At 73.1% G+C, this 24,990-nt stretch carries 23 protein-coding genes; 14 read left to right on the plus strand and 9 right to left on the minus strand.

Annotation, left to right across the window (positions count from 1 at the left end):
• The first annotated feature begins 18 nt into the window (after positions 1–18).
• The 6 genes from J8M51_RS38750 (at position 19) to sucD (ending at position 7,807) form a co-directional block, all read left to right on the plus strand.
• A complete protein-coding gene (locus J8M51_RS38750; protein WP_256966116.1) occupies positions 19–2,529 on the plus strand; it encodes a DUF5682 family protein in 2,511 nt (836 codons plus the stop codon).
• Positions 2,526–2,690 (plus strand): hypothetical protein, encoded by a 165-nt coding sequence (locus J8M51_RS38755; RefSeq protein WP_179203401.1) that lies wholly within the window; start codon positions 2,526–2,528, stop codon positions 2,688–2,690. Before J8M51_RS38750 ends, J8M51_RS38755 begins: the two co-directional genes overlap by 4 nt.
• Positions 2,687–3,889 carry a VWA domain-containing protein gene (locus J8M51_RS38760; RefSeq protein ID WP_267299876.1) on the plus strand — a complete coding sequence of 401 codons (1,203 nt, stop codon included), beginning with the start codon at positions 2,687–2,689 and terminating at the stop codon, positions 3,887–3,889. Before J8M51_RS38755 ends, J8M51_RS38760 begins: the two co-directional genes overlap by 4 nt.
• Before the next feature lie 201 nt (positions 3,890–4,090).
• Positions 4,091–4,918, plus strand: a complete 828-nt coding sequence (locus J8M51_RS38765; protein ID WP_267299877.1) for a hypothetical protein — start codon at positions 4,091–4,093, stop codon at positions 4,916–4,918.
• A gap of 804 nt (positions 4,919–5,722) precedes the next feature.
• On the plus strand, positions 5,723–6,901 hold the full coding sequence (gene sucC / locus J8M51_RS38770; RefSeq protein WP_086763981.1) for an ADP-forming succinate--CoA ligase subunit beta: 1,179 nt from the start codon (positions 5,723–5,725) through the stop codon (positions 6,899–6,901).
• 21 nt (positions 6,902–6,922) lie between these two features.
• Positions 6,923–7,807 (plus strand): succinate--CoA ligase subunit alpha, encoded by an 885-nt coding sequence (gene sucD / locus J8M51_RS38775; RefSeq protein WP_086763983.1) that lies wholly within the window; start codon positions 6,923–6,925, stop codon positions 7,805–7,807.
• A gap of 70 nt (positions 7,808–7,877) precedes the next feature.
• On the opposite strand, the gene J8M51_RS38780 is transcribed toward sucD, so the two are convergent.
• A complete protein-coding gene (locus J8M51_RS38780; protein WP_267299878.1) occupies positions 7,878–8,765 on the minus strand; it encodes an RNA polymerase sigma factor in 888 nt (295 codons plus the stop codon).
• A 126-nt stretch (positions 8,766–8,891) separates the two neighbouring features.
• Between J8M51_RS38780 and J8M51_RS46180 the strand changes: the two genes are divergently transcribed.
• Positions 8,892–10,994 carry a cell division protein PerM gene (locus tag J8M51_RS46180; RefSeq protein ID WP_317853005.1) on the plus strand — a complete coding sequence of 701 codons (2,103 nt, stop codon included), beginning with the start codon at positions 8,892–8,894 and terminating at the stop codon, positions 10,992–10,994.
• 62 nt (positions 10,995–11,056) lie between these two features.
• Here J8M51_RS46180 and J8M51_RS38790 read toward each other — a convergent pair whose 3' ends face one another.
• Entirely contained in the window at positions 11,057–11,842 is a 786-nt protein-coding gene (locus J8M51_RS38790; RefSeq protein WP_216589998.1) for a hypothetical protein, read from the minus strand.
• Between the two features lie 376 nt (positions 11,843–12,218).
• On the opposite strand from J8M51_RS38790, the gene purN reads away from it, so the two are divergent.
• Both purN and purH read left to right on the plus strand, forming a co-directional pair.
• Positions 12,219–12,848 (plus strand): phosphoribosylglycinamide formyltransferase, encoded by a 630-nt coding sequence (gene purN, locus J8M51_RS38795; protein ID WP_086755252.1) that lies wholly within the window; start codon positions 12,219–12,221, stop codon positions 12,846–12,848.
• Positions 12,845–14,407, plus strand: a complete 1,563-nt coding sequence (gene purH, locus J8M51_RS38800) for a bifunctional phosphoribosylaminoimidazolecarboxamide formyltransferase/IMP cyclohydrolase (protein ID WP_086755253.1) — start codon at positions 12,845–12,847, stop codon at positions 14,405–14,407. Before purN ends, purH begins: the two co-directional genes overlap by 4 nt.
• Positions 14,408–14,474: 67 nt before the next feature.
• On the opposite strand, the gene J8M51_RS38805 is transcribed toward purH, so the two are convergent.
• From J8M51_RS38805 to J8M51_RS38815, 3 genes are all read right to left on the minus strand, one after another.
• The gene (locus J8M51_RS38805; RefSeq protein WP_086755254.1) at positions 14,475–14,927 is read right to left on the minus strand and encodes a hypothetical protein; all 453 of its coding nucleotides are present in this window, start codon (positions 14,925–14,927) and stop codon (positions 14,475–14,477) included.
• Between the two features lie 39 nt (positions 14,928–14,966).
• Positions 14,967–15,419 (minus strand): hypothetical protein, encoded by a 453-nt coding sequence (locus tag J8M51_RS38810; protein WP_086755255.1) that lies wholly within the window; start codon positions 15,417–15,419, stop codon positions 14,967–14,969.
• A gap of 121 nt (positions 15,420–15,540) precedes the next feature.
• Positions 15,541–16,482 carry a hypothetical protein gene (locus J8M51_RS38815; RefSeq protein WP_086755256.1) on the minus strand — a complete coding sequence of 314 codons (942 nt, stop codon included), beginning with the start codon at positions 16,480–16,482 and terminating at the stop codon, positions 15,541–15,543.
• A gap of 269 nt (positions 16,483–16,751) precedes the next feature.
• Between J8M51_RS38815 and J8M51_RS38820 the strand changes: the two genes are divergently transcribed.
• Positions 16,752–17,771: a helix-turn-helix domain-containing protein gene (locus J8M51_RS38820; RefSeq protein ID WP_086755257.1), complete on the plus strand. Its 1,020-nt coding sequence runs from the start codon at positions 16,752–16,754 to the stop codon at positions 17,769–17,771.
• A gap of 26 nt (positions 17,772–17,797) precedes the next feature.
• Here the strand turns inward: J8M51_RS38820 and J8M51_RS38825 are convergent, their stop codons facing one another.
• A complete protein-coding gene (locus J8M51_RS38825; RefSeq protein ID WP_086755258.1) occupies positions 17,798–19,156 on the minus strand; it encodes a serine/threonine-protein kinase in 1,359 nt (452 codons plus the stop codon).
• Entirely contained in the window at positions 19,153–19,905 is a 753-nt protein-coding gene (locus J8M51_RS38830; protein ID WP_267299879.1) for an FHA domain-containing protein, read from the minus strand. Before J8M51_RS38830 ends, J8M51_RS38825 begins: the two co-directional genes overlap by 4 nt.
• Before the next feature lie 329 nt (positions 19,906–20,234).
• On the opposite strand from J8M51_RS38830, the gene J8M51_RS38835 reads away from it, so the two are divergent.
• Entirely contained in the window at positions 20,235–20,606 is a 372-nt protein-coding gene (locus J8M51_RS38835) for a hypothetical protein (protein ID WP_179203207.1), read from the plus strand.
• Between the two features lie 61 nt (positions 20,607–20,667).
• Here the strand turns inward: J8M51_RS38835 and J8M51_RS38840 are convergent, their stop codons facing one another.
• On the minus strand, positions 20,668–21,246 hold the full coding sequence (locus J8M51_RS38840) for a hypothetical protein (RefSeq protein WP_216589990.1): 579 nt from the start codon (positions 21,244–21,246) through the stop codon (positions 20,668–20,670).
• Between the two features lie 295 nt (positions 21,247–21,541).
• On the opposite strand from J8M51_RS38840, the gene J8M51_RS38845 reads away from it, so the two are divergent.
• The 3 genes from J8M51_RS38845 to J8M51_RS38855 all read left to right on the plus strand — a co-directional run bounded on the left by J8M51_RS38845 (position 21,542) and on the right by J8M51_RS38855 (position 24,090).
• Entirely contained in the window at positions 21,542–22,396 is an 855-nt protein-coding gene (locus J8M51_RS38845; RefSeq protein WP_216589989.1) for a bifunctional methylenetetrahydrofolate dehydrogenase/methenyltetrahydrofolate cyclohydrolase, read from the plus strand.
• Between the two features lie 232 nt (positions 22,397–22,628).
• Positions 22,629–23,171 carry a DUF3017 domain-containing protein gene (locus J8M51_RS38850; RefSeq protein ID WP_267299880.1) on the plus strand — a complete coding sequence of 181 codons (543 nt, stop codon included), beginning with the start codon at positions 22,629–22,631 and terminating at the stop codon, positions 23,169–23,171.
• Positions 23,172–23,571: 400 nt separating this feature from the next.
• A complete protein-coding gene (locus tag J8M51_RS38855; RefSeq protein ID WP_086757520.1) occupies positions 23,572–24,090 on the plus strand; it encodes a helix-turn-helix domain-containing protein in 519 nt (172 codons plus the stop codon).
• A 53-nt stretch (positions 24,091–24,143) separates the two neighbouring features.
• Here J8M51_RS38855 and J8M51_RS38860 read toward each other — a convergent pair whose 3' ends face one another.
• A complete protein-coding gene (locus J8M51_RS38860) occupies positions 24,144–24,677 on the minus strand; it encodes a peptidoglycan-binding domain-containing protein (protein WP_086757524.1) in 534 nt (177 codons plus the stop codon).
• Positions 24,678–24,990 lie beyond the last annotated feature (313 nt).

Genomic DNA, 24,990 nt, shown 5'->3' on the forward strand with positions numbered 1-24,990 from the left:
GACGCGCGCGCCGAGGGGATGGCGGAGTCCGGGGTGACGACGCGCGCCGGGGCAGAGAGCCCCGAAGGCGCGGGGGCGCTCGGCGGGACAGGGGCTCGCGCCGCCGGCGGGCCGTTGCTGCTGGGTGTGCGGCATCACGGGCCCGGGTCCGCGCGGGCCGTGCGGGCCGCGCTGGAGGCGGCCCGGCCCCGGGTCGTGCTCATCGAGGGGCCGCCGGAGGCGGACGGGCTGATCGCGCTGGCCGCCGACGAGGAGATGCGGCCGCCGGTCGCGCTGCTCGCCCACGCGGTCGACGAACCGGGCCGGTGCTCCTTCTGGCCGTTCGCGGAGTTCTCCCCGGAGTGGGTGGCGCTCAAGTGGGCCCTCGCCCAGGGCGTTCCGGCCCGCTTCATCGACCTTCCGGCGACCCACACACTGGCCCGGGCGGAGACCGAGGAGCCGGAGACCGAGGAGCCGGAGAGCGGGGAGCCGGAGAGCGGGGAAGCGGAGAGCGAGGTGGTCCGGGGTGATCCGCTCGGCGCGCTCGCCGAGGCCGCCGGATATGACGATGCCGAGCGGTGGTGGGAGGACGTGGTCGAGCACCGGGGGACGGGCGGGGACGCCTTCGCGCCGTTCACCGTGCTGGAGGAGGCCATGGGCGCGCTCCGTGAGGTGTACGGGACCGGGGGCCGCGACCGGGATCCGGCGCGCGAGGCGTACATGCGGTTGCAACTGCGCGCCGCGCAGAAGGAGTTCGGGGACGACGGCGTGGCCGTGGTGTGCGGGGCCTGGCATGTGCCCGCCCTGCGCGAGAAGCGGACCGTGGCCGCCGACCGGGCGCTGCTGAAGGGGCTGCCCAAGGTCAGGACCGACATGACCTGGGTGCCCTGGACCAACCGGAGGCTCGCCCGGGCCGGTGGCTACGGCGCGGGCATCGACTCACCCGGCTGGTACGGACACCTGTTCGGCGCGCCCGACCGTCCCGTGGAGCGCTGGCTGACCAAGGTCGCGGGGCTGCTGCGCGAGGAGGACCGGATCGTCTCCTCCGCCCATGTCATCGAGGCGGTGCGGCTGGCCGGGACACTCGCCGCGATGCGCGGGCGCCCGCTGCCGGGCCTGACCGAGACCACCGACGCCGTACGGGCGGTGATGTGCGACGGCTCGGACGTACCGCTGTCGCTGGTGCGGGACCGGCTGATCGTCGGCGACGTTCTGGGGGAGGTGCCCGAGTCGGCGCCGGCGGTGCCGCTGCAGCGGGACCTCACCCGGCTCCAGCGGCGGCTGCGGCTCAAGCCGGAGGCGCTGGAGCGGGAGGTGGAGCTGGACCTGCGGAAGGAGAACGACGCGGAGCGCAGCCGGCTGCTGCACCGGCTCCGGCTGCTCGGCGTCGGCTGGGGCGAGCCGACGGCCTCGCGCGGCAGCACGGGCACGTTCCGGGAGACCTGGCGGCTGCGCTGGGAGCCGGAGCTGTCGGTGCGGATCGCCGAGGCCGGGATCTGGGGGACCACGGTGCTCTCCGCGACGACCGCCAAGGCCGAGGCGGACGCCGTCACGGCCCGGTCGCTCGCCGACATCACCGGCCTCGCCGAACACTGCCTCCTGGCCGGACTCCCCAACGCCCTGCCCGTGGTGATGCGCGTGCTCGCCGACCGCGCCGCCCTCGACGCCGACGTGGGCCACCTCGCCCAGGCGCTCCCGGCCCTGGTCCGCTCCCTCCGCTACGGCGACGTCCGCGCCACCGACACCCGGGCGCTCGCCGAGGTCGCCGCCGGGCTCGCCGAGCGTGTCTTCGTCGGCCTGCCGCCCGCGTGCGCCGCGCTCGACACCGAGGCGGCCCAGGAGATGCGCCGCCATGTGGACGCCGTGCACGGGGCGGTGGGCCTGCTCGGCGAGACCGCCCCGGAGGCCCCCACGGCACCGTCCGGCGGAAGCGGGGCCGGCGCGGCGGCAGGGACGGGCGCCAGGAGCGGGACACGGGGCCGCTGGCACTCGGTGCTCCACATCCTCTCCGGGCGGGACACGGTGCCCGGGGTGATCCGGGGCCGGGCCGTACGACTCCTGCTGGACGACGGGGAGTTGGCGCAGGACGAGGCGGCGCGGCTCATGGGGCTCGTGCTGTCGCCGGGCACGGCACCGGCGGACGCGGCGGCGTGGATCGAGGGGTTCGTCGGCGGCGGCTCCGGCGGCGGCATGCTGCTCGTGCACGACGAGCGCCTCCTCGGCCTGGTGGACGCCTGGCTGACCGGGGTGCCCGGGGACGCGTTCACGGACGTACTGCCGTTGCTGCGGCGGACGTTCGCGGCGTACGAGCCGGGGGTGCGGCGGACGCTCGGCGAGCTGGTGCGGCGCGGGCCGGCGCGGCGGAGCGGGGCGGCGGCCACCGGATCCGGCGGCATACCGGGCTACGCCGACGACCTCGACGGCGACCGCGCGGACGCGGTGCTGCCGGTGGTGCGGCTGCTGCTGGGCCTGGACGACGAGGGGCGGGCGACCGCCGACGCGAGCGGCCTCGTGGCCGACGACAACGACCTTGTGGGGGTGGCGGGATGACGACCGACGGACTGCGCGCGCGTGAGCCGAGGCGGACCACCGAGACGATCGACACCGGGGACGGGCCGGTGCGTGGCCGCGTGGCGCGGCCGGGCGACCGCCCCACGACCGTGACGGTGATGCCCCTCTGGGCCCGGCCTCGCGCGGGGGTGCGCGGATGACGACGGGAGCGGACGCGGACGCGGACGCGGGCGCGGGCAAGGACGCGGCCGACGAGCGGTTGCGGCGCTGGCGGCTCGTGCTGGGCGGGGACGCGGCCGACGGCACGGGGTGCGCGCTGGGCGGGCGGGACGCGGCGATGGACCAGGCGCTGGGCGCGCTGTACGGGGACGGCAAGGGGAAGGGGGACAAGCCGCGGGCGGGGCAGGGCCGTTCGGCGGGGCTGGGGGCGTCGGCACCGTCGGTGGCCCGGTGGCTGGGTGACATCCGGACGTACTTCCCGTCCTCCGTCGTCCAGGTCATGCAGCGGGACGCCATCGACCGGCTGGGACTGTCCGCGCTGCTCCTCGAACCGGAGATGCTGGAGGCGGTGGAGGCCGACGTCCATCTCGTCGGCACGCTCCTCTCCCTCAACAAGGCCATGCCGGAGACGACGAAGGAGACCGCGCGGGCCGTCGTGCGCAAGGTCGTCGAGGATCTGGAGAAGCGGCTCGCGACCCGTACCCGGGCCACCCTCACCGGCGCCCTCGACCGCAGCGCCCGCGTCAGCAGGCCGCGCCACCACGACATCGACTGGAACCGCACGATCGCGGCCAACCTCAAGAACTATCTGCCGGAGTACCGGACGGTCGTACCCGAGCGGCTCATCGGATACGGGCGGGCCTCGCAGTCGGTGAAGAAGGAGGTCGTCCTCTGTGTCGACCAGTCGGGGTCGATGGCGGCGTCCGTCGTCTACGCGTCCGTGTTCGGGGCGGTGCTGGCGTCCATGCGGTCCATCAGCACCCGGCTCGTCGTCTTCGACACGGCCGTCGTCGACCTCACCGATCAGCTCGACGACCCGGTCGACGTCCTCTTCGGCACCCAGCTCGGCGGCGGCACCGACATCAACCGGGCGCTCGCGTACTGCCAGTCGCGCATCACCCGGCCCGCGGACACGGTGGTCGTGCTGATCAGCGACCTCTACGAGGGCGGGATACGGGACGAGATGCTGAAGCGGGTGGCGGCGATGAAGGCCTCGGGGACGCAGTTCGTGACCCTGCTGGCGCTCTCCGACGAAGGGGCGCCGGCGTACGACCGCGAGCACGCGGCGGCCCTCGCGGCGCTCGGCGCACCGGCGTTCGCCTGCACGCCCGACCTGTTCCCGGAGGTGATGGCCGCGGCGATCGAGAAGCGGCCGTTGCCGATACCCGACCGGGTGTGACGGCAGTCGGTTACCGGACAGGGGAGGTTGAAAAGAGGACATGACAGCGCGGCGGTGACCACGGGCTTGCGCGAGAGCGGGAGTCCCGTGCGAGGATCGGCAACGCCTCACACCCTTCACACGGGTGTTCGTATCTCGCGCATCTTCCGCATTCTCGCCCCGTATTTCGCCGTTCCGCCGCACGGGAGGGTCCTCCCCGTCTTGCCCGTCCTGACGTCAGCAGCCGCGCTTCCCGGTGCCGGTGCCCTCCAGCGCGTGGTGCGCGAGGCCGCCCGGCGCCGCGCGGTGCGGGTCGCGCTGTTGGTCGGCGGGCTGTTCGCGCTGGGCGTCCTCTGCGGGGGGCGTGCGAGCGCGACGGAGAGCACCTCGGCCCCGTCACCGCTGTCGTCCACGGTCACCGCGGCCGTCACCGAAGCCACCGGTCCGGCCGCGGAGCAGGTCGCGCGTCCGGTGGTCGAGCAAGCCGTGCGGCCGGTCGGTGAGCCGGTCGTGGAGCACGTCGTACGACCCGTCACCGAGCAGGTCGTACGGCCGGTCGTGGAGGACGTGGTGCGGCCGGTCACCGAGCAGGTCGTGGTGCCGGTGGGGGAGCTGGTGGAGTCCGTCACCGAGGGACTCGGTGGGGTGACCTCCCAGCTCCCGCCGGTGAGCGGGCTGCCGTCGCTGCCCGGGGTGCCGGAGCTTCCGGAGTTGCCGGCCCTGCCCGGCTGGACCACGTTGCCGGTCGAGGCACCGCCCGTCGAGGTGACGCCGCTGGAGCCGGGGCGGGCGGCGGCCGAGAGGCCGGGCCCGACCGTGGCCGACGACGACGGCGGGCGCGACGGCGAGCGGACCTCCGGGCCCCACGTGGCCGTCGGGTACGGGCCGCATGCCGCCGCCCTCGGCGCGGTGGCCGTGTCGGCTCCGCGCCGGGACACCGGTGCCGGGGTCGCGTCCCTCGTGCGAGTGCCTGCGCAGCAGCACCCCGACGGTCTGCCGACCGGCACGCCGAGCCGTACACCGTCGCCTCCTTCGACCGGGCGCCGCTGAGCCTCGTGCCCGGCGCCCCCGTGGCCGACGCCACGGACGGGACCCGGGACCGGCACCGGGACATCCCCGAGTTCCCCGGCTAGAGCCGGTTCCTCCACCCCCGCCGCACCGCCGCGCGGGGGCGGCACAGGGAGGGCTGCCCGCCGTCCCGGTGCCCTCGCCCTGCTGAGCCCTCGCCCTGCTGAGCCCGGCCTCTCGGCGCCGGCCGCGCACCGCCCCGGTCCCGCACGGCTCCCCCGTACTCGGATTCCCCAAGGAACTGACGTTCGTATGAACAGCGAACTCCGCGATCCCCGCCGCTCCGACGTGATGGCCGTCGGCCGTGCCGCCCGCGGGCCCTGACCCCGCGCGGGCGGTCGCCTGCGGGCAGCAGCCCGCAGGCGGTGGTGGACGACCGCCCATCGGCTGAAACCCGGACGGCCGAAAGCCGTCGGCCTGGTCCGGGTGGGAGCCGGGGGCGGTGGCGGAGGGTCCCCGAATGGGGAGGGGATCCCCCGCCGAGGGGCCCTTCGGAAGAGGTGAAGGGCCTCGGAGGGATCTCACCGGACGTACCCCCGTCCGGTGAGATCCCGCACGCGCGGCACGCGGTGCCAGTGAGCGCGGCATCATGTGACAGGTATCACCGCTCAGGTGTGACCCTCGATTTAGGGGCCCTCCGGAAGCAGCGATAACCTGCGAGACGGACATGCCGCGCGCTCGGACACCGTGTGCGCCTCCCTTGTGACTCTCGGCGGACGTCACGTTGCCCTTCGCGGCACGCCCACGCATCAGACGAACCGCGATCACTGATAGGGACGGAAGCGCGTGGACCTGTTCGAGTACCAGGCGAGGGACCTCTTCGCCAAGCACGGTGTACCGGTGCTGGCCGGTGAAGTCATCGACACGCCTGAGGCGGCGCGCGAGATCACCGAGCGGCTGGGCGGCAAGTCTGTCGTCAAGGCGCAGGTGAAGGTCGGTGGTCGAGGCAAGGCCGGCGGCGTCAAGCTCGCCGCCACCCCGGACGAGGCCGTGGCCCGTTCGACGGACATTCTCGGGATGGACATCAAGGGCCACACGGTCCACAAGGTGATGATCGCCGAGACCGCTCCGGAGATCGTCGAGGAGTACTACGTCTCCTACCTCCTCGACCGCACCAACCGCACCTTCCTCTCCATCGCCTCCGTCGAGGGCGGCATGGAGATCGAGGAGGTGGCGGCCACCCGCCCCGAGGCCGTCGCCAAGACGCCGATCGACGCCAACGTGGGTGTGACCCCCGAGGTCGCCCGTGGCATCGTCGAGGCCGCGCACTTCCCGGCCGAGGTCGCCGACAAGGTCGCCGACATCCTCGTCACGCTGTGGAAGACCTTCATCGACGAGGACGCCCTCCTCGTCGAGGTCAACCCGCTGGCGAAGGTCGCCTCCGGTGACGTCCTCGCCCTCGACGGCAAGGTCTCCCTGGACGAGAACGCGGACTTCCGCCACCCCGACCACGAGGAGCTCGTCGACCACGCGGCCGCGAACCCCCTCGAGGCCGCCGCCAAGGAGAAGAACCTCAACTACGTCAAGCTCGACGGTGAGGTCGGCATCATCGGCAACGGCGCGGGTCTCGTCATGAGCACCCTGGACGTCGTCGCGTACGCCGGTGAGAACCACGGTGGCGTCAAGCCGGCCAACTTCCTCGACATCGGTGGTGGCGCCTCCGCCGCCGTCATGGCGAACGGCCTGGAGATCATCCTCGGCGACCCGGACGTCAAGTCCGTGTTCGTCAACGTCTTCGGTGGCATCACCGCCTGCGACGAGGTCGCCAACGGCATCGTGCAGGCGCTGCAGCTGCTCGCGGACAAGGGCGAGGAAGTCACCAAGCCCCTCGTCGTCCGCCTCGACGGCAACAACGCCGAGCTGGGTCGCAAGATCCTCTCCGACGCCAACCACCCGCTGGTCCAGCGCGTGGACACCATGGACGGCGCGGCCGACAAGGCCGCCGAGCTCGCGGCTGCGAAGTAAGGGAAGAGGGACAGAACAGCCATGGCTATCTTCCTGAACAAGGACAGCAAGGTCATCGTCCAGGGCATGACCGGTGCCACGGGCATGAAGCACACCAAGCTCATGCTGGCCGACGGCACGAACATCGTCGGTGGCGTGAACCCCCGCAAGGCGGGCACGTCCGTCGACGTCGACGGCACCGAGATCCCGGTCTTCGGCACCGTCGCCGAGGCGATCGAGAAGACGGGCGCCAACGTGTCCGTCCTCTTCGTACCGCCGGCCTTCGCGAAGTCCGCCGTCGTCGAGGCCATCGACGCCGAGATCCCGCTCGCGGTCGTCATCACCGAGGGCATCGCGGTCCACGACTCGGCCGCGTTCTACGCGTACGCCGTGTCGCAGGGCAACAAGACCCGGATCATCGGCCCGAACTGCCCCGGTCTCATCACCCCGGGTCAGTCGAACGCCGGCATCATCCCGGGCGACATCACCAAGCCGGGCCGCATCGGTCTGGTCTCGAAGTCCGGCACGCTGACGTACCAGATGATGTACGAGCTCCGTGACATCGGCTTCTCCTCGGCCGTCGGCATCGGTGGCGACCCGGTCATCGGTACGACGCACATCGACGCGCTCGCCGCGTTCGAGGCCGACCCCGACACCGACCTGATCGTGATGATCGGTGAGATCGGTGGCGACGCGGAGGAGCGCGCGGCCGACTTCATCAAGGCCAACGTGAAGAAGCCGGTCGTCGGCTACGTCGCCGGCTTCACGGCGCCCGAGGGCAAGACCATGGGCCACGCCGGCGCCATCGTCTCCGGCTCCTCCGGTACGGCCGCCGCGAAGAAGGAGGCCCTGGAGGCCGCCGGCGTCAAGGTGGGCAAGACGCCCACCGAGACGGCGAAGCTCGCGCGCGAGATCCTCAACGGCTGAGCTCTTCAGCCCGGCTGAGCCTTTGCGGGCCCGCACCCCACGTGGGGTGCGGGCCCGCTGGCGTATCGGCTCAGTGGGCTTCCGGGTGCAGGCGTTCCGGGCCCGCGGCCGCCGCCGATCTGAGCCTGGCGCGGAGCTTCTGCTCGGTCTTGGAGAGAGGGCCGGGGGCCGCCTTCGGCGGGATGCCCTGGACGGGGGCGCCCGGCGGGACCGGGGGCTCGTAGTGGTCGGGGGCGGTGTGGAGGGTGAGGGTGGTGGTGGCGAGGAGGAGGGTGGTGAAGGCGATGGCGGCGTGGATCCAGCGGCGGGCGCGCAGATCGGCCCGGGCGCGGAGGGCGGGGGGCTTCGTGGGTCCCGGGCGGATGCCGGAGGGGAGCGTGGCCAGGAGGCGGTTGAGGTCGTCGGGGGCGACCGGCTCGGGCAGGCGCGCGGCGACGGTCGCGCGGGCGTAGAGGAGGCGGCCCGCCGCCGCGGGCGTGCTGGCCTCGGTCTCGGCGGCCGTGTCGGGGAGGTCGAGACCGACGCCGTCGTAGAGGAGCAGGGTGCGCCGGTACGGGGGCGGCAGTTCGAGCAGCGCGGTCAGCAGGGCGCGGCCGGTGGGGTCGGCCGGCGGGGGTTCGGGGTGCCGGCGGGGGCGCAGCCGGTGCCAGGGGGAGAGGGCGTAGTCATGGGCGGCGGCCCGCACCCAGCCCGCCGGGTCCCGGTCGACGGCCACCTCCGGCCAGCGGTGCCAGGCGAGCTGGAAGGCGCGCTCCACGGCCTCGCGGGCGAGTCGGTGCTGCCCGGTGAGCAGGTACGTCTGCTGGACGAGGGTGGGGGCGCAGTACGCGTACAGGGCGTCGAAGGCCTGAGCGGGGGTCAGGGGGGCCGGGGTGCGGGGCCGGGCCGGATCGTCGGCGGCGGGGGCGCCGTCCGTGCCGAGGGGCTGCTGGTACCACTCGGTCCCAGGCCCGGTCACCGGATCGCCTCCCGCCGTAGCGACCTCTGTCGGAGCAACCCTCGTACGAAAAAGCACATAAGCACATATTGGGCGACACGTGCACGAATCCTTTGTTACGCCGGTAAAGCGCGTGTCGTTGGGAGCATGGCCGACGTGACTCACGCGACCGACCCGAACGAGCCGAGGCCCATGTCACCGACGGCGTCCCTGTACGCGTCCTCACCGAGGTCTCCGCTGTCGCCTCTGATCAGGCGGGCGCGCCGGCGGTCGTCCAAGCTGGTGGCCGGGATGCTGGGCGGGGCCCTGGCGGCGGGGCTCGGGCTCGGGGCGTTCGTCGCCCTGGTGATGATGCTGTGGATCAGCTCGCCGTACCCGGACAGCGGGCCCGGCGGGGCGCTGCACGTGGCGGCGGCCCTGTGGCTGCTCTCCCACGGGGTGGAACTCGTCCGCGTCGACACGCTCTCCGGTGCCCCCGCCCCGGTCGGCCTCGTCCCCCTCCTCCTGCTCGCCCTTCCGGCGGTGCTGCTGCACCGGTCGGCCCGTGACCACGCGGGTGAGGGCTCGGCCGTGAGCGCCCGCGCGATGTGGGCCGGGCTCGTCATCGGTTACGCGGCGGTCGGCGCGGTGGTCACGCTGTACGCCTCGGGTGGAGTGCTGCGGCCCCGGTGGCTGTGGGCCGCGCTGTGCGTACCGCTGCTCGCGGCGCTCGCGGCGGGTACCGGGGTGTGGGCGGGGCGCGGGCGCCCCCGGCTGCCCCTGCCCGCGCTCCTCGGCGGTACCCCGGCGACGGCATGGCGACGGCATCTCGCGGCAGCCGCCGGGCGGGCCGCCGGGGCGGGGATGCTCGTGCTGGCCGGCGGTGGTGCTCTGCTGGTGGGCGTGTCCCTGGTCTGGCACGGCGGCGCGGCCCGCGACTCCTTCCTCCAGCTCACCGAGGCGCTGTCCGGGCGGTTCGCCGTACTGCTGCTCTGCCTCGCCCTCGTACCGAACGCGGCGCTGTGGGCGGCGGCGTACGCGCTCGGTCCCGGGTTCGTGCTGGGCGCCGGGGACACGGTCGAGCCGCTGGCGGCGGCGGCTCCGGCCGTGGCGGTCCTGCTGCCGCCGTTTCCCCTGCTCGCGGCCGTCCCGGAGGGCGGGGGCACGCCGGTGTACTGGGCGGTGGGCGCGGTGCCGCTGGCCGCGGGGGCGACGGTCGGATGGTTCACCGGGGCGCGGGCCGCGGCCGACCGGGCGGCGCCGTGGTCCCCGTGGCGGACGGTCGGCGCGACCCTCCTCGCGGCCCTCCTCTGCGCCATGGCCTTCGCCCTGCTCACCCTCCTCTCCGGCGGCCCCCTCGGTCTCGCCGCCCTGGCCGACTTCGGACCCGTGTGGTGGCGGACGGGCGGCGCGACCGTGGCCTGGGTGAGCGCGGTGGGAGTACCGGTCGCCCTCGGGGCGCGGTGGGCGCGGGTGCGGGCGCGCAAGCGGGCGGAAGCGGCGGAGAAGGCCGGGCGGACGGGTACGGGCGGGGTGCCTGGGGCGCGCGCCGGGGTGGCCGCGGGCGCGGAGCGTGCGGCGGGGACAGGGGTGTCCGCCGGGGAGAGATCTGGGCGGCGGTTTGGGAGAGGGGCTCTGGCGAGGGTGTTCCGGCACGGGGCGCGGAAGGGCGGGACGGCCTCCGGTGACTCCGGTGACCTGAGGGTGACGACCGCCGGGGCCGTCCTCGCACAGCCGACGGGGTCGACGGAGCCGACGGGGCCGGCAGGGTCGTCAGCGGCATCGGTGTCGTCGGTGTCGTCGGAGCCGAAGACGCGGCCTCGTGGTCAGCGGCTCCCGCTTCTCCCGGGACGCCCACGCCGGCTCCCGGCATGGCTCTCCAGACCGAGGAGGCGTTCCGGCGAGCGGCCGATGCCGGGGGATTCGGCGCCGATCGCGAACACCGGTGCGAAAACCGGTTCACGACCAGGGTCTGAACCGGACATGGGGTCGGGCTCGGGCTCAGGTGCGGGTGCGGGTGCGGGTGCTGAGGGTGGCGCTGGCGCTGGGGCCGGCACCGGCGACGGCGACCGTCCCTCCGACGCCCTCACGCCGTACGACGCCCTCGACCCGTACGCCTCCAAACCCACCGCTCCCACGCCGCCCGCACCCCCGCCCGTCTGGGACCCGGGCTCCCGCACGGCCCGCTGGGCGGCACTGCGCGAGGCGGCCTCCACCGACCGGCACGAGCACCGGGACGTCCCCGACCCCACCCCCGACGAAGCCCCCTGATGGTGTGAAGGCGCCCCCGGAGTGTCCGGGGGCGCCTTCAGAAGTGGGTCAGGGGCGTGGGGCTACTGCGCGCCCAGGATGTCGCGGAGCGGGCCCTCGGGGAGGAGGTCCTTGCAGGACTTCGCGGAGGTGGTGGTGAGGGAGTCCTCGACGCAGGTGTAGTAGTCGCGGTAGACGAACTGGGCCGTGAACGTGATCACGACGATGGCGAGGGCGATCGTGGAGGTCACCAGCCCGCTGATGGCCGCCGTCCGCTGGGGGCGCCCACTCGGCTCGGGCGCCGCGGGCCGGGACGGGTCCGGGGTCTGCGGCTTGGCCCGCAGCGCGCTGACGGCCCAGTACACGGCCAGCGAGCCGAGCAGCAGGGCGACGTACGGCCAGGCGAAGAGCGCGAAGAAGAAGGCCCACATGCCGCAGAGCAGTGCGTACCGGGCGCGGCGCTGGGCGGGGTCCGTCGGGTCCCAGCGCAGTCTGCCGCCGGGGCCGCCCTCGGGCCCCTGGCCGGAACCGCCCGGTCCGCCCTGGCCGCCGGAACGCTCACCGAAGGGTCCGCCGGAGGAGCGGCCGGGCTGCCGGTCGCTCCACTGACTGCCCCACGGCGAACGACCACCGCCCCGCCCCGATCCGTCGTCGGAATCCCGGCCGTCGGGCCGGCGCGGCTGCCACGGCCGGTCGGGCGCGCCCTCGGGCGGCGGTGCGAACGGGTTGTCGTCCGAAGAGCCCGCGCCCCGGCCCCGTCCGGGCTGCCCGGACTGCTCGGGGGCGTCCTCGCTCTCGCGCGGAGGCGTGGGCGAGGAACTCCGCTCGCGCGACAGGAGCGAAGGAAGGCGGAGGCTGCGGTCCGGCATCAGGAGTGCGTCTTCCCCTTGGTGAATACGGCGATGAAGAACTAGGGCGATGGAGAACTAGGGCGATGAAGGAACTGGGAGGTGTGCTCGGCGGTGAAATCTACTGGTGGCGCATGAGCTGTCACTCCGTGAACGCCCCGCATACCGACCGCGTTCCCGAGCCCACTCCTCGCAGACGCTACCTTCCGGCCACGCCCCCGTCCCACGGGGGCCGTCCGGTGTGCCGGTATCGTTGCTGACGGTCGGCCGCTTCGTAGACTTCCCCGTATTGGGGGACGCGAAGCATTCGTATGAACATACAAGTGCGCGGGACGCGTGTGCGTAGGTGGCCGACGGACCGAACGTCGCCCGCAGTACCCGTAGAAAGGGCCCCACCGTGGCCGCCAAGCCCGTGGCCAAGCGCCTCGTCGTGCTGGTCTCCGGATCAGGCACCAACCTCCAGGCGCTGCTGGACGGCATCGAGACCACCGGCGCCGAGGCCTACGGAGCCGAGATCGTCGCCGTCGGAGCCGACCGCGACGGCATCGAGGGGCTCGCCCGCGCCGAGCGCGCCGGGCTGCCGACCTTCGTCCGCCGGGTCAAGGACCACGAGACGCGCGACGAGTGGGACAAGGCGCTCGCCGAGGCCGTCGCCGCGTACGAGCCCGATCTCGTCGTCTCGGCCGGGTTCATGAAGATCGTCGGCAAGGAGTTCCTGGCCCGGTTCGGCGGGCGGTTCGTCAACACGCACCCGGCGCTGCTCCCCAGTTTCCCGGGGGCCCACGGGGTGCGGGACGCGCTCGCGTACGGCGCCCGGGTCACCGGCTGCACCGTCCACTTCGTCGACGACGGCGTCGACACCGGGCCGATCATCGCGCAGGGCGTGGTGGAGGTCCGGGACGAGGACGACGAGAGCGCTCTGCACGAGCGCATCAAGGAAGTCGAGCGAAGGCTGCTCGTCGATGTCGTGGGGCGGCTCGCCCGCAACGGCTATCGCATTGAGGGACGAAAGGTAGTTATCCAGTGACCGCCGACAGCAACAAGCGGCCCCTTCGCCGGGCGCTCGTCAGCGTCTACGACAAGACCGGTCTCGAAGAGCTCGCGCGCGGGCTGCACGAGGCCGGTGTCGAGCTGGTCTCCACCGGCTCCACCGCCGCGAAGATCGCCGCGGCCGGCGTCCCCGTCACCAAGGTCGAGGAGCTGACCGGCTTCCCCGAGTGCCTGGACGGCCGGGTCAAGACCCTGCACCCCAAGGTGCACGCGGGCATCCTCGCCGACCTGCGCCTGGACAGCCACCGGCAGCAGCTCGACGAGCTGGGCGTGGCCCCCTTCGACCTGGTCGTCGTCAACCTGTACCCGTTCCGCGAGACCGTCGCCTCGGGGGCCACCCCCGACGAGTGCGTCGAGCAGATCGACATCGGCGGCCCGTCGATGGTCCGCGCGGCGGCGAAGAACCACCCGTCGGTGGCCGTCGTCACCAGCCCGGCGCGGTACGCCGATGTCCTGAACGCCGTGCAGGACGGCGGTTTCGACCTGACCACCCGCAAGCGGCTCGCCGCCGAGGCCTTCCAGCACACGGCCGCGTACGACGTCGCCGTGGCCTCCTGGTTCGCCTCCTCGTACGCCCCCGCCGACGACTCGCAGTTCCCCGACTTCCTCGGGGCCACCTGGGAGCGCGCGCACACCCTGCGGTACGGCGAGAACCCGCACCAGCCCGCCGCGCTGTACGTCTCCGGGAGCGGCGGTCTCGCCGAGGCCGAGCAGCTGCACGGCAAGGAGATGTCGTACAACAACTACACGGACACGGACGCCGCGCGCCGTGCCGCGTACGACCACGACGAGCCGGCCGTCGCGATCATCAAGCACGCCAACCCCTGCGGGATCGCGGTCGGCGCGGATGTCGCCGAGGCGCACCGCAAGGCGCACGCCTGCGACCCGCTGTCCGCGTTCGGCGGTGTGATCGCCGTCAACCGTCCGGTCAGCAAGGAGATGGCGGAGCAGGTCGCGGAGATCTTCACCGAGGTCATCGTCGCGCCCGGCTACGAGGAGGGGGCCCTGGAGGCTCTCGCCAAGAAGAAGAACATCCGGGTCCTGAAGGCCCCGGGCGCGCCCGGGGCGCCGGTCGAGCTCAAGCCGGTCGACGGCGGCGCGCTCCTCCAGGTGACCGACCGGCTCCAGGCCGACGGCGACGACCCCGCCCACTGGACCCTCGCGACCGGGGACGCCCTCTCCGCCGACGAGCTGGCCGAGCTGTCCTTCGCCTGGAAAGCCTGCCGGGCCGTCAAGTCCAACGCGATCCTCCTCGCCAAGGACGGGGCCTCGGTCGGCGTCGGCATGGGGCAGGTCAACCGCGTCGACTCCGCGAAGCTCGCCGTCGAGCGGGCCGGCGAGGAGCGCGCGCGGGGCTCGTACGCCGCCTCCGACGCGTTCTTCCCCTTCCCCGACGGGCTGGAGATCCTCACCGCCGCCGGCGTCAAGGCCGTGGTGCAGCCGGGCGGTTCGGTCCGCGACGAACTGGTCGTCGAGGCCGCGCGGAAGGCGGGCGTGACGATGTACTTCACGGGCACGCGGCACTTCTTCCACTGAGCCGTCCCGCACACGCGAACGAGGGCCCGCCGATCGTGACCGGCGGGCCCTCGCCGTGCTGCCACGGCTACAGGAACGTGCCGCAGTCCGCGGCGAGCACCCACGTGTGGGAGCTGATCGCGTTGTCCGCGCCCGTGCCGTCGGAGAAGGTGTGCTCCGACAGATCGCTCGCATAGCGTTGGGATCCGGTGAGGCAGACGTGGCCGCCGTCCCAGTCCTGTCCCGTGCCGTCGAGGACCTTGACGGCCAGGCCGGAGGCGCCCTTGTGCAGGACGGAGGACGCCCTGTTCGTGTCTCCGCCCTGGAACGGGCCTGAGCTGTCGCCCCAGTTCGCGTCGTCGCCGCTCGCCCTGCCGAGAACAGCGGCGCAGTCCGTGCCGTCATAGGCGTGGAGATAGCCCGGTACGGCGCTGCTCCACACGGCGTCGCACGGTGTGGCGGCCTGCGCGCCGCCGACGGGGACGAGTACCCCGAGGCCCGCGAGGCCGAGCGCGGCGGCCGTGGCGAGGATCTTCCGCATGGCGCTTCGCTCCTTCCTTCCTGGTGGCGGGGCGGTCGGTCAGGAGTCCAGGAACTTGTCGCACTCCGAGTTCGCCACCCACTTGTGGGCGCTGATGCTCAGGTCCGCGCTGGCGCCGTTGGTGTAGGTGTGTCCGGCGAGGCTGCTCATGTAGTACTCGGACTTCTTGATGCAGGTGTGGCCGCCGCCGTTGTTGATGTGCTGGTAGACCTTGACGGCCAGGCCGGAGGTGCCCTTGTGCAGGATCGACTCCGCGTCGTCGTTGTCGTTGCCCTGGAAGGCGCCGGCACGGTCGACCCAGTTGGCGTCGGAGCCGTCGTCCTTGCCGAGGACGCCGCTGCAGTTGTCGTTGGCGTAGGCGTAGAAGTAGCCCGAGGTGGCGTTGTTCCACGCGGTGTCGCATGCCGCCGACGCCTGCGCGCTGCCGGCGGGGACGAGTATGCCGAGGCCCGCGAGACCGAGTGCGGCGGCGGTGGCGAGGATCTTGCGCATGGTGGATCGCTCCTTCTGATGTGGGTGCTGATGTGGGTGTGTCGGTGGTCGTGCTGGATCGTCCGGGGCCGTGATGCCGCGGAAGTCCGGTGTGGGCCCGGGGAGTCCGGGCCGGGTGGTGTCAGGTCGTCGAGCCGGTGATGTCCTCGGCGCGGTCCAGGGCGGTGAGGCTCATCCGCCGGTAGGCGGCGACGTCCTCGCCGTAGGTGCCGAGTTCCCTCTCCCGGTACTCGGTGTCCAGCGCGCGAGCCGTGCCGGCGAGCGGGGTCCCGGTGGCGCAGGTGGCTTCGGCGACCGCCAGCCGTACCTCGGTGGCGTACGCGCGGTCGGCGCTCAGTCCCTCGGTGAGCCGGGGCAGACGCTCCTGGACGGCCGGCGGGTCGGCGTAGTCGTGGCCCGCCTCGCGCATGCACGCGGACCACTGGGCGACGGCGTCGACGAAGCGCTCGTCCTTGAGGAGTTTCGGTACGTACAGCGAGGTGAGGTTCGTGGCTGTCTTCTCGGCCCGGAACCAGCGCTCGAAGTCGCCGTAGAGCTCGCTCTTGGCATCGACCTGACAGCTCGCGCGGGGGGTCTGGACCGTGCCGCCGCCGCCCGGAAGTCTCGCCGTCACCATCCCGGCCGACGGGCCGCCTTCGAGTGTCCTGCCGTAGCGGACACGCTCCTTGTCCGGGAGGGCGTCGGCGTAGTCGTGGTTGGGGTCGTCGCGCTGGGCCGCCAGGAGCTTCGCGGTGATCCGGCTGCCGTAACCGTGCCGCTTCGCCCAGTCGGCGTCCGTCAGTACGTATCCGCCGCCCTTGAGTTCGTCGGGGCTCGGCTGCCTCTCCACCCAGTACGCGAAGCCCGCGGCCTCCATGCACTTCTTGACGAGCAGTCCTTCCGCGCGCTGGATCAGAAGCCGCTCGGCGTCGGTCAGTTCACGGCCCGGAAGCGTCTCGCTCCGCGAGCCCCGCTCCCGGTCGGCGGCGGAGCCGTGCTCGGAGCCCGCGTCCGCGGTGCAGCCGGCCGCGGTCAAGGCGACGATCACCGCGCTGACCCAGGCGGCGGCGGATGCTCGGCTCATGCTGGACGACCCCCGTCCGGTTCGGCGCCACCCCCCGTGGTGGCGTGTCCCCTCACCATCGCCCGGTGGTGCCGTGCTCGGCCACGCTCTTGCGGCTGAACACAAAAGGCCAGTTCACCGGGGGAGAGGGGACTGCTCCGCCGAGGCCGCCGACCGGGTGACGGAAGGGGTGGGGGCCGTGGTACCTGGAACTCTTCAGGGACACCCACGACGGCGTACGGGTTAGCGTCGGCCCCTCGCACGAGCAGAGTTCATCGGGGGAGAACGACGTGCTACGCGTTCATTTCAGCGATTCCGACCTGGGCAGAACCAGACTGGCCGCCAAGCCCGACCCGCTCTGGGAGACCGCCGCCAGCCTGCACCGGCTCCAGACCCGACAGGGCCGCTGGGCCTACGCGGAGTGGTACCGCACCACCCGCCGGCGGTTACGGGAGAAGGGCCTGGAACGCGCGGTGCGCAGCGTGCTGCTGCCGCTGGTGCCACGGGCGGCCTACTTCCCGGACTTCCTGACACCGTTCCAGGCCGCCGACGGTCTCGACGCCGGCCTGGACGCCATCCTGGCGACCCCACCGCGCCGGGTCCTCGCGGAGCTGGCCCGTCTCGACCGGCTCGTCGGAGCGCCCTCCTGGGGCCCGCGCCTGGCCGAGCCGACGGCCCGCGGGGAACTGGTGCGGGTGCTGCGCGCCTACCACGAGACCGCCGTCGCCCCGTACGAGGAGTCGATCCAGGCCTGTGTCGAGGCCGAGCGGGTGGCACGCTGCCGGGTGTTCATGGACGGCGGGGTCGAGGGCATGCTGGCCGGACTCGGTGCCGGTATGCGCTGGGAACGCCCCGTCCTGCACGTCGACTACCAGCCGGCCGTGGACCGTGATCTGTACCTGGGCGGACGCGGGCTGCTGCTGGTCCCGTCGTACTTCAACTGGCAGCGGCCCGTCACCTTCGCCGACCCGGGCCTGCCGCCGGTGCTGGTGTACTCGCTGCTGCACGAGCCGTCGGCGCCGCGGCGCGGGGAGCGGGACGGCGCTCCCGCCGAGCCGCTGTCCGCCCTGCTCGGGCGGGCCCGCGCCACGGCCCTGTGCGCGGTGGCGGCGGCCGGTGCCACGACGGGCGAGATCGCCCGGGCGGCGGGTGTGGCCGCCTCCTCCGCCAGCCGGCACGCCACCGCGCTGCGGGACGCGGGCCTGATCACCAGTGTCCGGCACGGTCCCACCGTGCTGCACACCCTCACACCGGCCGGGGCGTCCGTGCTGCGGGCCGCGACGCGGACGCCCGTGGGCGTGGAGCGGTGAGACCGCCCCGCCGGGGCCCGAAGCCGTCAGGGCCTGTCGGTGTCGCGGAGCGCCTGCCAGGTGGCCGGGCCGACGACGCCGTCCGCGTCCAGGCCGGCGCGTTTCTGGAAGGTGACGACGGCCGCATGGGTCAGGGGGCCGAAGTCGCCGTCCACCCGCCCCACTTCGGGGATGTCGTGCCGATGCCGGAGCAGGCACTGGGCCTCTCTGACCTGGCTGCCACCGTCGCCCCGCCTGATGACGAAGTCCCAGGTGCCGTTCCAGCCGGCCGTGTAGCCCCGGCCGTACGCGTCATCCTCGTACACGGCGGGTTTCTCGCAGGTCGGCGGCCCCGCCGCCACCGTCGGCGCCTCGGGGGCCCGCAGTCCGGTGTACGTCAACGCCGCCGCCCCGAGCGCCGCGGCGGCGAGCGCACCCGCCAGTACGGGGCGCCGCCACCGCCGGGGCCGCAGTCTCGGCAGACGGGCCGACGCGGCGGCACCGGAGGCCCGCTCCACCCGGCGCAGCAGCGAGCCGGTGTCGAGGACCCGCTCCCGATGGGTGGCGGCCAGACAGTCGCGGACGATCGCCTGCCAGGCCTCCGGGAGTCCGGGCGACAGCCGCAGTTCCTCGGCGCCGCGCGCGTACCGGGTCGCCGCGTCGGCGCGGGCCTCCACGGAGGTGCCCGGCAGTGGGAACGTACCGGTCAGGACGACGTGACAGAGCACCCCGAACGCCCAGACGTCGGTGGTGGGACGCACCAGGGTGCCCCGCTCGTCGGCCTCCGGCCACAGCAGCTCCGGCGCGGTGTAGTCGGGGGTCGCGAACGCCGGGGCGTAGGCGTGGGTGCCGCGCAGTTCGGCCGCCATGTTGAAATCGGCCAGCCGTACCGAACCGTCCTTCATCAGCAGCACGTTGGCCGGCTTCAGATCACCGTGGATCCAGCCCGCGTGGTGCAGCTGGTGAACGCCCTCGCAGATCTGGGCCAGCAGCGCGGGGCCCGCGTCGGGGACCGGGGTCCGGTCCAGCACGGCGTCCAGGGAGCCCTCGGCCCGCTCCAGGACGAGCACGGTCGCACCGTCCAACTCCGGGTGGCCCGGATCGTCGACCGTCAGGGTCTCGTACATGCGGATCAGCCGCGGCGCGCGCAGCCGCTTCAGCAACCGCACCTCGCGGTCGGCCAGTTCGCGCAGGTGGCGCAGTTGGCGTGGGGTGCGGGTGCCGGTCGGCAGGAACTTCAGGGCCACTCGGCGGGGCGGTCCCGCCCCCGGTTCCCGCGTGCCGTCGGCCACGCGCCGGGCCGCGTAGACGGTGGCGAACGCGCCGGAGGAGAGCGGCTCGCGGACCTCCCACGGGCCGACCCGGTAGCCCTTGGGGACGGTGACGGCGTACGGCCTCCCGGTCATCGGCGGACCACCCCACCCGGCGCGCCGGAGGCGAGCACGACGAGGTCGTCCTCGCGGACCAGATCGAAGCGGAGCGCGAGCGAGACCAGCGACTCCTTCTTGCCGTTGACGCGCCGGCCGGGCCCGGCCGCCTCCGGGCCGGGCCTCAGCCGCAGTTTGAGGGCGAGATAGTCGATGTTCCAGTAGACGGCGGAGCGGCTGACCCGCGGCCAGGCCGGGCGCAGCAGCTCCACCAACTGCTCGACCGTCGGCGGCGGCGCGTGCGGCTCGCCGCGCAGCCGGGGCTCGCACAGGGCGACCAGCACCGCGAAGTACCGGCTGGCCCGGTCCAGGGTGAAGGCCGGCGCGGTCATCGCGCCGGTCAGGCCCTGACGCCGGCGGTCGGTGTCGCGGAAGGTGTGCCGGGGCGCCCAGACATCGAAGGAGAGCAGGTCACCGGAGGCGGGCAGCACCACCCGGGCGAACTCGAACGGCACGGGCGCCTCCACCCGGCCCGGCGCCACCTTGACATGCTCGCCGGCGCCCTCCGGGTTCTCCACCACGAAGGTCTGGTCCGCGCTCAGATTGCTCAGTAACCAGTAGCTCCGGAGCGCCGTGATCTCCCCGGCGATCCGGGGCACTCCCTCGTGCGCGATGACGAGGCCGCCTTCCGTCTCCGTCCTGCCGAAGACGAGCCGTTCCCCGCTGCCGATCCTGATCTGGCCGTCCGGACCGCCGCAGAGCGGCGGTACGACGATGATGCTGTGCAAGGGTTGTCCCCTTCCCCCGGGCCCAGGAGGGCCGCTCACTCACCCCGATCCGACGGACCGGGGGGCAGATTAGGCGAGCCCACTGTGCGGCTGCGAACCTTTCGCCAGGCATCGCGAGTCGGCCGCCCGGAGGCAGGATCGTGGCACGCGCCGCTGTCCCGGATCACTGCCGGAACCCGGCAGTCTTCACCGCGGAACCACTGCCGGTCGGCCCGGACGACTGCCGGGAAGCCGTGTCCGCGGAATGGCCGATACCCCGGTTCAGAGCCCGTCGTTGCGCTGCGAGGGTCGAGCGGTCGGTGATTTCCTCGGGTCTCAGGGGGCCTGTCATGCGGAGCGGTGTCAAAGGGAGCGGCCGGATCGCCGTGATCGGCGTGGCACTGGCCGGAGTGCTCGCTGCGGCTGCGGCGGGTACCGCCGGGGCCGCGGCTTCGGCGGTGCCCTGTGCGAGCGGATGGGTGTGCCTGTCCGAGAACCCGAGCGGCACGGGCCGGAGCTATTCGTTGGCGCAGGGGGCGGTGGCCAGGTTCGTTCCCGCGGCGCGGGTCGGCGAGGCCACCAACAGCACGACCGTCGACTACTGCGTGATCGGCAGCGTGAGTTATGTGCTGCGGCCCGGCGAGACACGGACCCAGCCCAGCTGGGTGAACCTCGTGACGCCTCGGACGAGCGGGGGGACCTGCCCGGTGGCCACACCCTGACCACGAAAAGCGGAACGCCCGGCCGGGGTTGCCCGGCCGGGCGTTCCGCGGTGCCCGCCGCTCAGTGACGCGGGCGGTTGAACCACGCCTTGCCGTTCGCGTTGCCGACGAAGACGGCTATCAGGATGCCCAGCACCAGGTGGACCAGGCCGATCAGCAGGAACGGGAAGACGCCGAGGATCGCGGTGATGACGCCGAAGACCAGGGCGGCGACACGTACGCCGCTGCCGCCGGACTTGAACTTCACCGCCAGCATGATCGCGTAGACCAGCCAGGCCGTGGCGAAGATCGCGATCGCCACCATCTGGCCGGTGGGGATGTTGCCCAGCGCCTCCGCGAGGGCCGGGTCCTCGGTGCTGTCGCTGGCCGCGGCCACACCGATCGCGCCGATGCCGTACAGGAGCACGCCGACCACCTGCAGGCCGACGATGACCCAGAGCATGATGCGGGCCGCGTTCACCGTGCTGGGCATGGTCTCGGGCGCGTTCGGGTAGCCGCCGTAGCCCTGGGAGACCGGCGGGGCGGTCGGGTAGCCGTAGCCCGGCTGCTGGGGCGGGGTCTGCTGCGGGTAGCCGTAGGGCTGGGCGGGCGGCTGCTGCTGGGGCTGGCCGTACGGGTTGTTCGGGTCGCCGAAGCTCATGCGGGGTTTCCTCCGTTGCCTGGTGCGGGGACGCGCGGCACGGTACGGAGGAATGCCCTGAAACTTCTGAAATGGTCACGCCCCCCGGCAGTGCCCGCGGCACTGTGTCCCAATCGTTTTATATGCCCGACGGGATGTCCAGGGAGATTCAGCGGGTGTTGTGCAAGTGCAACACATCCGATCTTGTGGGGAGGGGGGTGGGAGGAACGCCGGGGGAGCGCGGGGAGGGGGTGGCGGGCGTCCGCAGGGTGACCGGATTGGAACCCGGCACCGGTCATCCGCGAAGATTGGTGCCATGAGCGCCCAGATTCTCGATGGCAAGGCCACCGCAGCCGCGATCAAGTCCGATCTGACCGCCCGCGTGGCGGTGCTGAAGGAGAAGGGCGTCACGCCCGGACTCGGCACGATCCTGGTCGGTGAGGACCCCGGCAGTCAGAAGTACGTCGCGGGCAAGCACCGCGACTGCGCGCAGGTCGGCATCGCCTCCATCCAGCGTGAACTGCCCGCGACCGCCACCCAGGAGGAGATCGAGGCGGTGGTGCGGGAACTCAACGAGGACCCCGCGTGCACCGGTTACATCGTGCAGCTGCCCCTGCCCAAGGGCATCGACGAGAACCGCATCCTCGAACTGATGGACCCCGACAAGGACGCGGACGGTCTGCACCCGATGAACCTCGGGCGCCTCGTCCTGGGCGAGCCCGCGCCGCTGCCCTGCACCCCGAACGGCGTGCTCACCCTCCTCCGCCGGTACGGCGTCGAGATCAAGGGCGCCGAGGTCGTGGTCGTCGGGCGCGGGGTGACGATCGGGCGTCCGATGCCGCTGCTGCTCACCCGGCGCAGCGAGAACGCCACGGTGACCCAGTGCCACACCGGCACGCGTGACCTGGCCTCGCACCTCCGCAAGGCGGACATCATCGTCGCGGCGGCCGGCTCCGCCCACCTGATCCGGCCCGAGGACGTGAAGCCGGGCGCCGCCGTCCTCGACGTCGGTGTCTCCCGTTCCGCCGAGGGCAAGATCGTCGGCGACGTCCACCCCGGCGTCGCGGAGGTCGCCGGCTGGATCTCCCCCAACCCCGGCGGTGTCGGCCCCATGACCCGGGCCCAGCTGCTCGTCAACGTGGTCGAGGCGGCGGAGCGCAGTGCCGGCTGACGGCAGGTCCGGGGAGACGGCGGACGGACCGGGAGCCGCGCGGCGATCCGGTCCGGCGGACGGGGCTGCGGTGTCGGAGAGGGTGCAGATGGCGAGGACGACGGATACGGCCGGGCCGACGGAGGCCGCCGGGGGCACTGGGACCACTGGGGCGGCCGGGACCACTGGGGCCGCTGGGACTGGTGAATCGACGGGGGTGGGTGCATCGGTTGAGGTGGGTGTGCCCGCTGAGGTGACTGAGTCGGCCGAGGCGCCTTCCTCGGACTCGTCGACCCCGTCCACCCCGCCGACCTCGTCCACCCCATCGACCTCGTCGGCCGACGAGGTCGAGGTGCGGGACCACGTCAGCGTGCCCGACGCCGAGGGGAAGCCCGTTCGGGGCACCCGGCGGTTCCCGATGTTCACCAAGGACACCGCGCGGCCCGAGGGCGGTGGCCGGGCGGCGCCGCGCGAGGCGCCCGCGCCCGTCCGGCAGTGGCCGATCCTCGCCGTGCTGTGCACGGTGGGACTCGGCCTGCTGCTCACCGCGCTCGACGCGTTCCGGGTCGGCACGATCCTGATCGGTGCCGCGCTGCTCGCCGGCGCGGTGCTGCGCTGGGCCGTCCGGGACGTCGGCATGCTCGCCGTCCGCTCCCGCTTCACCGACATGGCCACGTACATCGTGCTGGGCACCGCCATCGTGCTCCTCGCGCTGATGGCCCAGCCGAAGCCGCTGCTGGAGATCCCGTTCCTCAAGGACACCCTGCACTTCACGGTCGGCGAAGAGGCGGGCTGAGACCACCTCGCACCGCCCGGTCACGCCCAGCACCGCACACACGACGGCGGTCCGTCCCCTCCCCCGAGTAAGGACGGACCGCCGTCTCGCGTTCCACGTTCCTGCACGACGAACGCCCACTTCAACACCTGTCAGCCCGCTGTGGCACGGAAGTGACCATTCCGCCGAGGTGTCCGTACCGGGCGACGACGACGGCACCCGGGCGTCACCGTCCTCGGGGGATGCGCGGGACGCCGCGCGCGCCCCTTCCGCGCACCTTCACCTCGCCTCACAAGACCGCCCGCGTCACTCCCTCGTACTGCCCGAACGCCACCCCACCGGCGCCCGTTCCGGTGGGAACCGGTGCACCCGCGACCGTCGTCACCTGCTCAGACCCGCCCGCGAGCCGAGGAGGCAGCCGATGAGCGCCTGGCAGCCGCTGCCGGACGAACTCCCCCCGGAGGTACGGCATTTCGTCGAGCAGCTGCGCCTGCTGAAGGACCGCACGGGACTCAGCCTCGTCGCGCTCGGCGCGCGCACCGCGTACAGCAAGTCCTCCTGGCAGCGGTATCTCAACGGCACCCAGCCCCCGCCCCGCCAGGCGGTCGTCGCCCTGTGCCGGGTCGCCGGGGAGGACGCCGACCGCTTCGGCGCGCGCTGGGAACTGGCCGTACGTGCCTGGCCGCGCCCGGTGCCCCAGACGGTGCCCCCGCACCCGCCGTCGCCGAACCCCGTGAGGGCCGGAGCGGTCGAGCCGGCCGGGACGGAGGCCGACCCGGAGGCGTACCAGGACGAGCCCACGCTCCCCTGGTGGGACACCCCCGCCGACGAGCCGAAGCCCCGCCCGCCCGGCCGTATCGCCCTCTACGCGGCCCTCGCCGTCCTGCTCGCCCTGGCCCTCGTCGGCGCCGCGCTGGTGGGGGCCGTCACCCTGCGATGACGGCCCCCGGCCCGGTGTGCCGGCGCAGGCAGGGAGCCGGCACACCCTTCGGCTCAGCCGCGCCAGTCGTACGCGGCCACCTTCCACTTCGAGCCGATGCGGACGTAGTACTCCCCGTCGAGGCGCTTGAAGGCGACGTCGTGCTCCAGACCGGTGTAGGTGACCCCGCCGTCGCCGTAGGGGCCGTCCAGGAAGCCGTCGGCCTGGCCGAACGTCTCCTTGCCGACGATGCCGTCGACGTCCTCCAGATCCTCCCGCGCCTGCCAGTACTTGGTCGCCGAGCGGGTCTTCCAGCCGAAGATCCCGTCGATGTCCCCCTGGGTGAAGGTGTGCAGACCCCCGCCGGAGTCCTTCCACTTGGCGCCGTCGGCGTACAGGACGCTCTGCCACAGCCGCGTGGCGTTGCTCTTCGCGTGCGAGCCGACGGACAGCGTGCCCTCGTCGCCCCAGTCGTTGTACGCGGCTCCGGAGCCGTCGACGACGTACGCCCCGGAAGCCGTGGCGAGCGGGGCGGTGACTCCGAGCGCGAGTCCGGCCGACGCCGTCACGGCGACCGCTCCGAGCAGCAGCCTGGCCTTGAGTTGCATGTGATCCCCCTGGTCCCCGTTGACCTTCCGACCTTCACCGACGCACAGGGTTCGCACGAGCCCCTGTTCGTCTCTGTGCTCGATTCGCGTGACTGTGCTTGTGTGGTCGGTGTGTCGATGTGTTGACAAGTTCGAGGATTTGCCATCGACTCGCTCAACACCAGGGCTAAAGTGAGCATTTGGGACGGTCCGGGACGTCCCGTGCGGGGACCTGCGATTCCGCCCGGACAGCCGGGATACCGGCGGGACGCCGGTGGGACACTGGACCGCGGACCGTCGAGGGGGCGCGCGACGGCGCGCGATCAGCCCGAAA

Source organism: Streptomyces griseiscabiei, from assembly GCF_020010925.1.
In the GTDB taxonomy this organism is placed as follows: Bacteria; Actinomycetota; Actinomycetes; order Streptomycetales; family Streptomycetaceae; genus Streptomyces; species Streptomyces griseiscabiei.

Bases quoted from the DNA above. Each gene is read 5' to 3' on its own strand.
- J8M51_RS38845 (WP_216589989.1), top strand. From the start codon at position 21,542: ATGAGCGCCCAGATTCTCGATGGCAAGGCCACCGCAGCCGCGATCAAG.
- J8M51_RS46180 (WP_317853005.1), top strand. From the start codon at position 8,892: ATGGCCGACGTGACTCACGCGACCGACCCGAACGAGCCGAGGCCCATG.
- J8M51_RS38835 (WP_179203207.1), top strand. From the start codon at position 20,235: ATGCGGAGCGGTGTCAAAGGGAGCGGCCGGATCGCCGTGATCGGCGTG.
- sucD (WP_086763983.1), top strand. From the start codon at position 6,923: ATGGCTATCTTCCTGAACAAGGACAGCAAGGTCATCGTCCAGGGCATG.
- J8M51_RS38755 (WP_179203401.1), top strand. From the start codon at position 2,526: ATGACGACCGACGGACTGCGCGCGCGTGAGCCGAGGCGGACCACCGAG.
- J8M51_RS38855 (WP_086757520.1), top strand. From the start codon at position 23,572: ATGAGCGCCTGGCAGCCGCTGCCGGACGAACTCCCCCCGGAGGTACGG.
- J8M51_RS38760 (WP_267299876.1), top strand. From the start codon at position 2,687: ATGACGACGGGAGCGGACGCGGACGCGGACGCGGGCGCGGGCAAGGAC.
- J8M51_RS38790 (WP_216589998.1), bottom strand. From the start codon at position 11,842: ATGCCGGACCGCAGCCTCCGCCTTCCTTCGCTCCTGTCGCGCGAGCGG.
- J8M51_RS38860 (WP_086757524.1), bottom strand. From the start codon at position 24,677: ATGCAACTCAAGGCCAGGCTGCTGCTCGGAGCGGTCGCCGTGACGGCG.
- J8M51_RS38805 (WP_086755254.1), bottom strand. From the start codon at position 14,927: ATGCGGAAGATCCTCGCCACGGCCGCCGCGCTCGGCCTCGCGGGCCTC.
- J8M51_RS38810 (WP_086755255.1), bottom strand. From the start codon at position 15,419: ATGCGCAAGATCCTCGCCACCGCCGCCGCACTCGGTCTCGCGGGCCTC.
- J8M51_RS38825 (WP_086755258.1), bottom strand. From the start codon at position 19,156: ATGACCGGGAGGCCGTACGCCGTCACCGTCCCCAAGGGCTACCGGGTC.
- J8M51_RS38815 (WP_086755256.1), bottom strand. From the start codon at position 16,482: ATGAGCCGAGCATCCGCCGCCGCCTGGGTCAGCGCGGTGATCGTCGCC.
- J8M51_RS38840 (WP_216589990.1), bottom strand. From the start codon at position 21,246: ATGAGCTTCGGCGACCCGAACAACCCGTACGGCCAGCCCCAGCAGCAG.
- J8M51_RS38750 (WP_256966116.1), top strand. From the start codon at position 19: ATGGCGGAGTCCGGGGTGACGACGCGCGCCGGGGCAGAGAGCCCCGAA.